We start from the raw sequence: 11,700 nt of genomic DNA, 5'->3' as shown, positions 1-11,700 counted from the left end.
GGTGCCGCTCACCCCGGCCGGCGCAGCGGGCCGGCTCGGCTCAGGCTGCGACGCGGCTCGACTCAGGCCGCGGGGCGGCTCGACTCAGGCCGCGGGGCGGCTCGGCTCAGGCTGCGGGGCGGCTCGGCCCGGTCGCGTCAGTCGTGCGGCGGCAGCCCGCCCAGCTGGTGGTCCGCCACGTTGAGCGCCTCGTCGACGAGGCGGCGCAGGTGCCCGTGCCGCAGCGCGTAGACCACCCGCCGCCCGTCCTTGCGCGTGCTGACCAGGCCGGCCAGCCGGAGCTTGCCCAGGTGCTGGCTGACCGAGGGCCGGGCCGCGCCGCAGGCCTCCGTCAACGTGGTCACGTCGGCCTCGCCCTCGCTCAGCCGCTGCATCAGCGCCAGCCTGGTCCGGTCCGCCAGCAGCGCCAGGATGGCGGCGGCCGTCTCCAGCCGCTCGTCGTTCCCGGTCCGGCCCTCGCCGCCCGGCCGGTCGTGGATGTGCTGTTGCGACCTCTGCGCATCTGACAGCCGAAGGCTCCCGCTCATGGCGCCATCGTAAGGGCCCGCCGTCGCCGGGTTCACCCGCGCGGCGGGCGCGAGCCCGGGGCCGCCGGGCCGCGTTCGGACGGCCGGGACGGACCGACCCCGGGCGCAGCCCTCAGGAGAAGTCCAGCGAGCCGGTGCGGGTGCGCTTGAGCTCGAAGAACCTCGGATAGCCGGCCAGCAGCCGGACGCCGTCGAAGACCCGGACGGCCTCCTCGCCGCGCGGGACCGCGGTGAGCACCGGTCCGAAGAAGGCGGTGCCGTCGACGTGGATGGTCGGCGTGCCGACCTCCTCGCCGACCGGGTCCATCCCCTCGTGGTGGCTCTTGCGCAGCGCAATGTCGTACGCGGTGCTGGTGGCGGCCCCGGCCAGCTCCTCGGGGAGGCCGGCCTCGACCAGCGCCTCCCGCAGGACGGTGTCGTCGGCCTCCCGGTCCTGGTCGTGCAGGCGGGTGCCGAGCGCGGTGTAGAGGTCGCGCAGGACGTGCTCGCCGAACCGCTCGGCGGCGGCGATGCAGACCCGCACCGGCCCCCACCCGGTGTCGAGCAGCCGGCGGTACCGCTCGGGGAGGTCCTCGCGGCCCTCGTTCAGGACGGACAGGCTCATCACCCGGAAGGTGAGGTCGAGCTCGCGCTGACGCTCGACCTCCAGGATCCAGCGGGAGGTGATCCAGGCGAACGGGCAGACGGGATCGAAGTAGAAGTCGACTTTGGTGGTCACCCGACCGATGCTACGGAGCGGGTGGACCGGCCGGCAGGTCCGATCGGCCGCCCGGATCCTGGGCCACTTCGGCCCGCGCGGGGGCCTCCTCCGTCAGCTCGGCGGCTTGTTCCGCGGCCCGCACCGGCACCTCCGCCGCACCGGTGCCCGCCTGCGCGCCCGCGTCCGGGTGGCGGGCCGCCACCGCGTCCAGCAGCAGCTCCAGGGCGAACGGGTAGCCGCTGCGCCGCATCTCCGCCTCCAGCAGCGGCGCGGTGGCCGCGATGTTCGGGTGGGTGTCGGCGCCGAGCCGGCTGTAGCGCTGCCGCCAGACCTGGAGGTCGGCCGTCGCCGCGGCGGCGGGCAGCGCCAGGGCGGCCGCGTCGAGCGCCGCGAACGCCAGGCCCTGGTCGACGAAGGCGTGGTAGATCGGCACCGCCTCGTGGTCGGGGAAGCCGGCCCGGCGCAGCACCCCGAGGATCCGCTCCACCGCCAGCATCTCGTGCCCGCGCCCGGTGGTCCGGTGCGCGGCGAGCAGCGCGGCCTGCGGGTGGGCCTGGTAGGCGGCGTGGATCCGCAGGCCGATCGAGCGCAGGTCGGCCCTCCAGTCGCCGGTGGGCCGCCAGCCGTCCTGGGCCCGGCCCACCAGCTCGTCGGCCAGGGCCAGCAGCAGGTCGTCGGTGCTGTGGAAGTAGCGGTAGATCGCACTCGGGTCGGCCCCCAGCGCGGCCCCCAGCCGCCGGACGGTCAGCGCCTCGGCGCCGTGCTGCCCGACCAGGCGCAGCGCGGTGTCGACGATCATCCCGGCCGAGAGCACGGTGCCCTGTTTGGTCGGCCGCCTGCGCCGCCGCTGCGGCTCCGGAACCACTCGTTCTGCCATGGCCCGAGCTTATGACAACAGCATTGACGTGTAACGGGTGCGGCGGTTTCATGGCCAGCCACCGGCCGTTCGGCCGCACCCCCCACTTCTCCCCCCACCACACGCAAGGCGGTGCTCCCTTGGCAGAAACCGTCCAGGACACGGGTTCCGGCGCGAGATCCGGCTCGCCCGACTCCCCCGTCTCCATGCGCAAGTCCCTCGGCCTGCTCGACGGGGCGGCGATCGCCGCCTCCAGCACGGCCGCCACCAGCAGCATCGGCATCGGCCTCGGGCTGACGGCCGGCATCGTCGGCCTCCACCTCCCGGCGATCATGCTGCTCGCCTTCCTGCCCGTGCTCGCCATCGCCGGCGGCTACGGGCGGCTCAACCTGGTCGACCCGGACGCCGGCAGCAGCTACCGCTGGGTCGGCCGCACCCTCAACCCCTGGCTCGGCTTCCTCACCGGCTGGGTCAACACCGTCGGCACCGTCGTCTTCATGGCGTACACGACGACCGTGACCGGCTCGGCGATCGTCCAGCTGCTCGGCCAGGCCACCGTCCACTCCGTCGCGGGCCTGCGCCTGGACCCGGACTCCACGCTCCAGTGCACCCTGATCGGCCTGGTCGTGCTGATCGGTGCCTCGCTGGTCGCCGTCCGCGGCCTCGACCTCGCCGCCCGGCTGCAGAAGTACCTGCTGGTCTTCGAGTACGGGGTGCTGCTCGCGTTCTGCGGCTACGGCCTCTTCGCCGGGGACCAGCCCTTCTCGCTCCAGTGGTTCAACCCCTTCGACATCCCCTCGCTCAGCGCGCTGGCCCAGGGCATGGTGCTCGCGGTCTTCTGCTACTGGGGCTTCGAGTCGGTGTTCAGCGTCGGCGAGGAGGTCCGCGACCCGCGGGACGCCTCCCGCGCGGGCCTGCTCGCCCTGGTGGTGATGATGCTGCTCTTCCTGCTCGCCGGCACCGCCTTCCAGCGGGTGCTGCCGCTGGACGAGCTGGCCGACAACGGCGCGCAGGGGCTGGCCTACTTCGGCTCCAAGCTGGCCCACCAGCCACTGGCCGCCCTGCCGCTGATCGCGCTGACCCTCTCCGCCGTCGCCTCGCTGCAGGCCTCGGTGATCCCCACCGCCCGCGGCCTCTACGCGATGGGACGCGACGGCGTGCTCGGCCCGGTCTGGACCAGGCTGCACGCCAAGCACCTGACCCCGGCGGTCGGCACCCTGCTGATCACCGGCATCGCCTGCGTGCTCGCGCTGCTCTCGATCGCCATCCCCACCGTCAGCGACCTCATCTCGGCCGCCGTCAACGCGATCGGCATCGTGGTGGCGCTCTACTACGCGCTCACCGCCGCCGCCTCGGCCGTGCGCTTCCGCCACCTGCTGCGCACCGCGCCGCTGGAGGGCCTGCGCGCGGTGGTCGGCCCGCTGCTGGGCGCGGTCGCGTTGCTGCTGGTCGGCGGCTACCTCGCCTGGACCTTCTACGACTCCGCCGACCACTTCGAGCTCTCCGCCGACAACGGCTGGTTCGAGCTGCTGGTCCCGGTCCTGATGATCGGCAGCGGCCTGGTGGCGGCGGCCTGGGCGCGCTGGCGGCGCCGCTCGGCGTACTTCCTCCGGCCCGCCGGGGACGACGCCGACCCTGCGGTGGCCGCCCCGGCCGCCTGATCGGGCGGCGGCCGAACGACGGCCCGGCCACCGGAGCGGGTACCGCGGGAGCCTCCCGGGGTACCCGACTCCCGACCGGCCCGACTCCCGACCGGCCCGGCGCCGGCCACCGGCACCGGGCCCGGCCGCCCCACCGGCACCGCAGCCCCGCGCCGCATTGCCGGCACCACCCGCACCGACCGGCACCACCCCGCACCGACCGAACCGCCCCCGCACCCGATCCGTCTGGAGCACCACCCATGAGCAAGGCCGACCTGGTCTTCACCCACGGCCCCGTCCACACCGGCGACCCCGCCCGCACCCGGGCCACCGCCCTGGCCGTGACCGGCGAGCGGATCACCGCCGTCGGCCACGACGAGGTGCGGGAGCTGATCGGACCGGGCACCGAGGTCGTCGACCTCACCGGCAAGCTGCTGATCCCCGGCTTCCAGGACGCGCACATCCACGCCGTCTACGGCGGCACCGAGCTGGCCACCTGCGACCTCACCGGCACCGTCGGGGTGGACGACTACCTGGACCGGGTCCGCGCCTACGCCGAGGCCAACCCCGGCCAGGCCTGGATCACCGGCAGCGGCTGGTCGATGGAGAGCTTCGAGGGCGGCCTGCCCACCCGGCAGCTGCTCGACTCGGTGGTCCCGGACCGCCCGGTCTACCTGACCAACCGCGACCACCACGGCGCCTGGGCCAACACCCGGGCGCTGGAACTCGCCGGCCTCACCAAGGACACCCCGGACCCGGCCGACGGGCGGATCGAGCGCGAGGCGGACGGCTCCCCCAGCGGCGTCCTCCAGGAGGGCGCCACCGCCCTGGTCGCCCGGCTGGTGCCGCCTTCCACCGCCGCCGACCGGCTGGCCGGCCTGCTGCGGGCCCAGCGACTGCTGCACTCGCTCGGCATCACCGGCTGGCAGGACGCGCTGCTCGGCGTGTTCAACGGCCAGCCCGACCCCTCCGACGCCTACCTGGCCGCCGCCCGGGCCGGCACGCTGACCGCCCGGGTCACCGGTGCGCTCTGGTGGGAGCGGGACCGCGGCGCCGAGCAGATCCCCGAACTCGTCGCCCGGCGCACCGAGTTGAGCCACGGCCGATTCCGCGCCGGGTCGGTGAAGATCATGCAGGACGGCATCGCGGAGAACTTCACCGCCGCCATGACCAGCCCCTACCTGGACGGCTGCGGCTGCGCCACCGGCAACAGCGGCCTGAGCTTCGTCGACCCGGCGGCCCTGCGCGAGCACGTCACCGCGCTGGACGCGCTGGACTTCCAGGTGCACTTCCACGCGCTCGGCGACCGCGCCGTGCGCGAGGCGCTGGACGCCGTCGAGGCGGCCCGGGCCGCCAACGGGCGCCGGGCCACCCGCCACCACCTGGCCCACCTCCAGGTCGTCCACCCGCAGGACGTCGCGCGGTTCGCCCGGATCGGCGCGATCGCCAACATCCAGCCGCTCTGGGCCGCGCACGAGCCGCAGATGGACGAGCTGACCATCCCCTTCCTCGGCCCCGAGCGCGCCGCCTGGCAGTACCCGTTCGGCGACCTGCTGCGGGCGGGCGCCACGCTGGCCGCCGGCAGCGACTGGCCGGTCAGCAGCCCCGACCCGCTGGCCGGGCTGCACGTCGCGGTCAACCGGATGGAGCCGGAGTCCACCGACGGGCGGGTCTTCCTCCCCGAGCAGCGGCTCGACCTGGTCTCGGCCCTGACCGCGTACACGGCGGGCTCCGCCCACGTCAACGGCCACGACGACGCCGGCAGCCTGCGCGCGGGCCACCTGGCCGACCTGGTGGTGCTGGACCGGGACATCCTCACCGCCCCGGCCGAGGAGATCGCCGAGGCACGCGTCCTGCGGACGTACGTCGGCGGGCAGCTGGTCCACGCGGCCGACTGACCGCCCGGGTGACGGCCGCGGTCCGGGGGGACGCCCACCCGGACCGCGGGCCGCTACCCTTCCTGGTCGCGCAGGTCGGCGATCCGCTTGATCTTGCCCACCGAGCGCTCCAGCGTGTACGGGTCGACCACCTCGACCTCCACGGTGACGCCCACGCCGTCCTTGACCGCCCCGACGATCTCCGCCGCGGCGGCGGTGCGCTGCCCGGGCCCGGCGTCCGGGCGGGCCTCGACCCGGACCGTCATGTGGTCCAGCCTTCCCCGCCGGGTGAGCCGGAGCTGGAAGTGCGGCGCCACGGCCGGGACGCGGAGCAGGATCTCCTCGATCTGGGTGGGGAAGACGTTCACCCCGCGCAGGATGATCAGGTCGTCGCTGCGGCCGGTGACCTTCTCCATCCGCCGGAAGACCGGGCGGGCGGTGCCGGGCAGCAGCCGGGTCAGGTCGCGGGTGCGGTAGCGGATGACCGGCAGCGCCTCCTTGCTGAGCGAGGTGAAGACGATCTCGCCGCGGTCCCCGTCGGGCAGCACCTCGTCCGTCAGCGGGTCCACCACCTCCGGGTAGAAGTGGTCCTCCCAGATGTGCAGGCCGTCCTTGGTCTCCACGCACTCCTGGGCGACGCCCGGTCCCATCACCTCGGAGAGGCCGTAGATGTCGACCGCGTGGATGCCCGTCCGCTCCTCGATCTCGCGGCGCATCTCCTCCGTCCACGGCTCGGCGCCGAGGATGCCGACCTGCAGCGCGGTGGTGCGCGGGTCGACGCCCTGCTTCTCGAACTCGTCCAGCAGCGTGAGCAGGTAGGAGGGGGTGACCATGACGACCTCGGGGCCGAAGTCCCGGATGAGCTGCACCTGGCGGGCCGTCATGCCGCCCGAGGCGGGGATCACCGTGCAGCCGGCCCGCTCGGCGCCCGCGTGCGCGCCCAGGCCGCCGGTGAACAGTCCGTAGCCGTAGGCGATGTGGACCTTGTGGCCGGGCCGGCCGCCGGCCGCCCGGATCGAGCGGGCGACCACATCGGCCCAGACCGAGAGGTCGTGCTCGGTGTAGCCCACCACGGTCGGCCGCCCGGTGGTGCCGCTGGAGGCGTGGATCCGCCGGACCTCGGCCATCGGGACGGCGAACATACCGAACGGATAGGTGTCCCGCAGGTCGGCCTTGGTGGTGAACGGGAAGCGGGCGAGGTCGGCGAGGGTGCGGCAGTCCTCGGGGCCGACCCCGGCCGCGTCGAACTTCCGCCGGTAGAGCTCGACGTGGTCGTAGGCGTGGCGCAGGGTGGCCCGCAGGTGCTTGAGCTGGTGGGCGCGCAGCTCCTCGCCGGTCATCCGCTCCCCGGCGTCCAGCAGCTCCGCCGGCAGCGGCTCGCCCAGGCGGGTCGGGACGGCGGCCGGGCCGGGCGGTCTGCTGCTCATGGCGTCTCCTCCGTCGTGGCCGGCCCCCTCCCGAACACCGACCGATCATTCGGTCAGTGCACGGGCACGCCCCAGTAACCCAGCAGCCGCACCGGCTGTCAAGGGACGCCACGCGGGTCCGGCAAGGCCCAGGAGGCGGCTAGGAGGCGGCCGCCGCCCGGTCCGCGCCGTCGGGCCCTTCGGCGGCGGGGCGGCCGCCGCCGAACTCGCGCACGGCGTCGGCCACGATGGCGTCCAGGCTGGCGTGGTGGGCGCCGCGCCAGTAGGCCTGGCCGCACGCGGTGCACTGCGCGAAGGCGTCGTAGGAGCGCTCGGTGCCGTCCCGGAGCTGGTCGCGCACCGAGGTCTTGGCGACGCTGCGCAGCGTCCCGTTGCAGGTGGTGCAGCGGCTCCAGGGGGCGAGCGGCGGCGCGAACCGGGAGAGCACGTCCCGCAGTTGCTCGTCGGGCCGGTGGCTGTAGACGTACGCGCCGGCCCAGAGCTCGCGGCGGTGCAGCAGGCCGCGGTCGCGGGAGAGCATCACCCGCTGCTCGGCGGCCGAGCGGGCGGCAAGCGCGGCGTCGCCGATGTCGGGGTTCTCGTAGGCCGCGTCGACGCCGAGCAGGCGCAGCCGGCGGGCCAGCGTCCCGAGGTGGACGTCGAGCAGGAAGCGCAGCGGGGCGGCGGACGGCTGCGGGCGGGTGACGCCGTGCACCGCGATCCGCTCGCCGTGGCCGGGGATGTGCGCGTCGTCCACCGGCCTCCCGTCCGCCAGCAGGCTGCCGACCTCGGTCAGCGGGACGCCGAGCGACTCCACCAGGTGGCCGAGGGTCGAGGCGCCGTCCGTCCGCACGGCCGTCGGCGCCGCCCGACGCCGCGAGGCGACGAAGAGGTGCAGCTCCGGGGCGAAACTCAGCCAGATCTCCGGTCTCTCCACCTGGTCAGCATGCCAGCGGCCGGCCGGCCCTGGCCAGCGATTTCGGCGCCCGGGGACCGGGGCCCGGTTCGCGTCCGCCGCCGGGCGACGGCGCGACCGCGCGCCCGGCGCCCGCCTCAGTGCCCGGGCGCGGACGCGCGGGCGGCGAAGGCCCGCCGGTAGTCGGTGGGCGACACCCCGACCCGGGCGGTGAAGTGCCGGCGCAGGTTGGTCGGGCTGCCGAGACCGCTGCGCTCGCCGATCTGCTCGACCGGCAGGTCGGTCGCCTCCAGCAGCGACTGCGCGCGGGCGAGGCGCTGGTTGAGCAGCCACTGCAGCGGGGTGGTCCCGGTGGCGGCCTGCAGCCGGCGGAAGAAGGTGCGCGGGCTCATCCGCGCCCGGCGGGCCAGGTCGTCCACGGTCAGCGGCTGTTCGAGGTTCTCGGCGGCCCACTGCAGCACCGGCGCCAGGCCGTCGTCGTCGGCCACCGGCACCGAGAGGTCGACGAACTGCGCCTGGCCGCCGGGCCGGTGGGCCGGGACGACCAGCCGGCGGGCCAGCTGGTTGGCCACGTGGGCGCCGAGGTCGGTGCGGACGATGTGCAGGCAGAGGTCGAGCCCGGCGGCGACGCCCGCGCTGGTCAGCACCGTGCCGTCGTCGACGTAGAGCACGCTGTCGTCCACGGTGACGGCCGGGTGGCGCCGGGCCAGGTCGTCGGTGTGCGACCAGTGCGCGGTGGCCCGCCGCCCGTCCAGGATGCCGGCGGCCGCGAGGGCGAACGCGCCGGTGCACAGCGACACCATCCGCGCCCCCGCCCGCTGCGCCCGCTTCAGCTCCGCGACCAGCGCCGGCGGCACCTCGCGCTCCCCCGTCACACAGGCGTCCGGGACGGAGGTGACGATCACCGTGTCGGCGCCGGCGAGCGCGTCCCAGCCGTACTCCGCCCGCAGCGAGAAGCCGAACCCGCCGGGCGGGCGGGGCGGCGCCCCGGCGTCCGGAGTCTCGGCGCAGAGCCGCAGCTCGTACCAGCGGTCGGCGAGGTCCGGCTGCGGGATGCCGAACACGGCGCAGGCCATGCCGAGTTCGTAGAGGTCCCAGAGCGGCAGCTCGGCGTGGTCGAGCACGGCGACGGCCACGGTGCCGGGGCCCCGCCCCGGGGTCTGCGGTAAGGCGTTCACGGCCCCGAGCCTACTGGCAGGAATGGTGCGGCGAAGGGCAATCCTGCCACTGTCGGCGGCCGGGGCCCGGAGGCGAGGGTGGTCCTGCCGATCAGGACCTGCCGATCAGGACCGGCCCCCGCACGGAACCCGACCGCGCCGGGACCGGACGCACCGAAGGAGCACCGCATGCCACGCGACACCGACAACCTCGCCCCGGAGCCCGTCACCGTGCTCGGCCTGGGCGCGATGGGCACCGCGCTCGCCGGCGCCTTCCTCGCCGCCGGCCACCACACCACCGTCTGGAACCGCACCGCCGCCAGGGCCGACGCACTCGCCGCCCGCGGCGCCGTCCGGGCCGCCACCCCGACCGAGGCGGTCGGCGCCAACCGGCTGATCGTCGCCTGCGTGCTCGACTACGACGCGCTGCGGTCCGTCCTGGCCGGCACCGAGGCGCTGCTGGCCGGCCGGACCCTGGTCAACCTGACCTCCGGCTCGCCCGAGCAGGCCCGCGACTTCGCCGCCCGGGCCGCCGGCCACGGCCTGGCCTACCTGGACGGCGCCGTCATGATCACCCCGCCGGGCATCGGCGGCCCGCACGCGACCCTGCTCTACAGCGGCGCGTCCGACGCCCTCGCCCGGCACCGGGCCACCCTCGCCGCCCTCGGCGAGCCGGTCGACCTCGGCCCGGACGCCGGCGTCGCCGGGCTCTACGACACCGCGCTGCTCGGCCTGATGTGGTCCGCCCTCAGCGGCTGGCTGCAGGGCGCCGCCCTGGTCGGTGCGGACGGGGTGCGGGCCGCCGACTTCACGCCGGTCGCCACCCGCTGGCTGAGCGGCGCGGTCGCCGGCTTCATCGACCGCTACGCCGCACAGGTCGACGCCGGCCGCTACCCGGGCGACGACGCCAGCCTCGACGTCCACCTGGCCGCCATGGAGCACCTGTTGCACGCGGCCCGGGCCCGCGGGGTCGACACCGCCCTGCCCGAACTGCTCGCCCGCCAGGCCGGCGAGGCCGTCGCCGCCGGCCACGGCGCCGACAGCTACGCGCGCCTGATCGAGGTGGTCAAGAAGTGACCGCAGCCACCACTGCCCCTGCCCTGCCCGCCCCCACCGCGCCGGGCCTCGCGGTCGACTGGCCCGCGCTGGTGACGGAGACCGCCGCCCGGACCACCGCCCTGCTCGAACGGGCGGCCGACGCCGACTGGTCGCGCCGGCCGGAGGGCGGCGACTGGACCTGCCGCGCGACCCTCGACCACCTCGCGCTCGGCGTCCTCGGCTACGCCGGCCTGCTGACGGCCCGTCCGACCGACCGCTACATCACCCTCTTCGGCTCGCTGGACCCGGCCGCGCCCGTCCCGCACTGCCTGGAGGGCCTGCGCATCGCCGCCGCCCTGCTGGCCGGCGCCGTCCGCGACGCGACACCGGACGTACGGGCCTGGCACCCCTGGGGCCACTCCGACGGGCCGGGCTTCGCGGCGATGGGAACGGTCGAACTCCTCGTCCACGGCTGGGACCTGGCCGGTGCACTGGGCGTCGGCGGGCCGCTCCCGGACGATCTCGCCGCCCCCGCCGTCGCCCGGCTCTTCCCAGCCGCCCCGACCGGCCACGCCCCCGGCGCGACCCTCCTCTGGTGCACCGGCCGGGCCGCCCTGCCCGACCGGCCCCGGCTGTCCGCCGGCGCGTGGTCCTGGGACGGCCGGGTGCGGTAGCCGGCCGCCGGGAGCTCCCGGAGCGGTCGGCCCGCCTGGCCCTGTCCGGCCTCGGCGCCGGTCAGGCGTGCGGCGCCCAGAACGCGACCAGCCTGGCGACTCCGTCCTCGACGCTCTTCCAGGAGCCGGTGAAGGTGAGCACGGCGACGGCGGCGGTCGGGAACCCGGAGCGGTTCATCCGGGCGGGCAGGTCGCCGTCGGCCTCGCCGGCCAGGGCGTCGGCCAGGGCGTGCATCCCGGGGTTGTGGCCGACCACCACCAGGTCCGCCACCTCGTCCGGGACTTCGTTGAGCAGCGCGATCAGCTCGCCGGGGCTCGCCTCGTAGACGCGCTCCTCGTAGACGGTCCGGGGCCGCGTGGGCAGTTCGGCGAAGATCAGGCCGAAGGTCTCCCGGGTGCGCACCGCGGTGGAGACCATGGCGAGGTCCGGTGCGATGCCCGCACCGGCCAGCCAGCGGCCGGCGGCCGGCGCGTCCTTGCGGCCCCGGTCGGCCAGCGGGCGGTCGTGGTCGTCGCCGTCCGACCACTCGGCCTTGGCGTGCCGGACCAGGACGATCCTGCGGGTCTGCTCAGTGCTCACGACGGCGTGTCTCCTCGGTACGGGTGCGGGTTTCCCGCCGACGCTAGCCACCGCACGGCCCGCCCCCGGACATGACAGCCGCCCCTCACCCGAACGAGTGAGGGGCGGCCGGACGGGGCCCGCGGGCGTCAGCGGAAGGTACGGAGCCGGAGGCTGTTGCCCACCACGAAGACCGAGGAGAAGGCCATCGCCGCCCCGGCGATCATCGGGTTGAGGAGGCCGGCGGCGGCGAGTGGGAGGGCGGCGACGTTGTAGCCGAAGGCCCAGAAGAGGTTGCCCTTGATGGTGGCGAGGGTGCGGCGGGAGAGGCGGATGGCGTCGGCGGCGGC

10 protein-coding genes and 2 pseudogenes are annotated in these 11,700 nt (G+C 75.5%); 4 read left to right on the top strand and 8 right to left on the bottom strand.

Features of this window, described 5'->3' with window-relative positions; all coding sequences use genetic code 11:
* Nucleotides 1-137 precede the first annotated feature (137 nt).
* The 3 genes and pseudogenes from ACIPSC_RS12010 to ACIPSC_RS12000 form a co-directional block, all read right to left on the bottom strand.
* On the bottom strand, nucleotides 138-527 hold the full coding sequence (locus ACIPSC_RS12010; RefSeq protein WP_400825019.1) for an ArsR/SmtB family transcription factor: 390 nt from the start codon (nucleotides 525-527) through the stop codon (nucleotides 138-140).
* 112 nt (nucleotides 528-639) lie between these two features.
* A complete protein-coding gene (locus ACIPSC_RS12005) occupies nucleotides 640-1,245 on the bottom strand; it encodes a disulfide bond formation protein DsbA (protein WP_400825018.1) in 606 nt (201 codons plus the stop codon).
* 160 nt (nucleotides 1,246-1,405) lie between these two features.
* Nucleotides 1,406-2,104, bottom strand: a pseudogene (locus ACIPSC_RS12000) (TetR/AcrR family transcriptional regulator); the annotation flags it as partial.
* A 185-nt stretch (nucleotides 2,105-2,289) separates the two neighbouring features.
* On the opposite strand from ACIPSC_RS12000, the gene ACIPSC_RS11995 reads away from it, so the two are divergent.
* A complete protein-coding gene (locus tag ACIPSC_RS11995) occupies nucleotides 2,290-3,744 on the top strand; it encodes an APC family permease (RefSeq protein ID WP_400825524.1) in 1,455 nt (484 codons plus the stop codon).
* A 239-nt stretch (nucleotides 3,745-3,983) separates the two neighbouring features.
* Complete coding sequence (locus ACIPSC_RS11990) at nucleotides 3,984-5,621, top strand: amidohydrolase (RefSeq protein WP_400825017.1); 1,638 nt, start codon at nucleotides 3,984-3,986, stop codon at nucleotides 5,619-5,621.
* A 53-nt stretch (nucleotides 5,622-5,674) separates the two neighbouring features.
* On the opposite strand, the gene paaK is transcribed toward ACIPSC_RS11990, so the two are convergent.
* From paaK to ACIPSC_RS11975, 3 genes are all read right to left on the bottom strand, one after another.
* Nucleotides 5,675-7,027 (bottom strand): phenylacetate--CoA ligase PaaK, encoded by a 1,353-nt coding sequence (paaK, locus tag ACIPSC_RS11985; RefSeq protein ID WP_400825015.1) that lies wholly within the window; start codon nucleotides 7,025-7,027, stop codon nucleotides 5,675-5,677.
* Nucleotides 7,028-7,166: 139 nt separating this feature from the next.
* Entirely contained in the window at nucleotides 7,167-7,943 is a 777-nt protein-coding gene (locus ACIPSC_RS11980; RefSeq protein ID WP_400825013.1) for a Mut7-C RNAse domain-containing protein, read from the bottom strand.
* A 116-nt stretch (nucleotides 7,944-8,059) separates the two neighbouring features.
* On the bottom strand, nucleotides 8,060-8,998 hold the full coding sequence (locus tag ACIPSC_RS11975; RefSeq protein ID WP_400825523.1) for a GlxA family transcriptional regulator: 939 nt from the start codon (nucleotides 8,996-8,998) through the stop codon (nucleotides 8,060-8,062).
* A gap of 270 nt (nucleotides 8,999-9,268) precedes the next feature.
* Between ACIPSC_RS11975 and ACIPSC_RS11970 the strand changes: the two genes are divergently transcribed.
* Nucleotides 9,269-10,156, top strand: a complete 888-nt coding sequence (locus ACIPSC_RS11970; protein ID WP_400825011.1) for an NAD(P)-dependent oxidoreductase — start codon at nucleotides 9,269-9,271, stop codon at nucleotides 10,154-10,156.
* Nucleotides 10,153-10,791 (top strand): maleylpyruvate isomerase N-terminal domain-containing protein, encoded by a 639-nt coding sequence (locus tag ACIPSC_RS11965; protein WP_400825009.1) that lies wholly within the window; start codon nucleotides 10,153-10,155, stop codon nucleotides 10,789-10,791. The genes ACIPSC_RS11970 and ACIPSC_RS11965 overlap by 4 nt, the downstream gene beginning before the upstream one ends.
* A gap of 61 nt (nucleotides 10,792-10,852) precedes the next feature.
* Here ACIPSC_RS11965 and ACIPSC_RS11960 read toward each other — a convergent pair whose 3' ends face one another.
* Both ACIPSC_RS11960 and ACIPSC_RS11955 read right to left on the bottom strand, forming a co-directional pair.
* The gene (locus tag ACIPSC_RS11960; RefSeq protein WP_400825007.1) at nucleotides 10,853-11,371 is read right to left on the bottom strand and encodes a SixA phosphatase family protein; all 519 of its coding nucleotides are present in this window, start codon (nucleotides 11,369-11,371) and stop codon (nucleotides 10,853-10,855) included.
* Nucleotides 11,372-11,499: 128 nt separating this feature from the next.
* Nucleotides 11,500-11,700 (bottom strand): annotated as a pseudogene (locus tag ACIPSC_RS11955) (haloacid dehalogenase); the annotation flags it as partial.

The sequence above is a fragment of the Kitasatospora sp. NPDC090091 genome (genome assembly GCF_044747365.1).
Classification (GTDB): domain Bacteria; phylum Actinomycetota; class Actinomycetes; order Streptomycetales; family Streptomycetaceae; genus Kitasatospora.
Note: the sequence above shows the minus strand (reverse complement) of the source record. Positions and strands in the feature narration are given on the sequence as shown.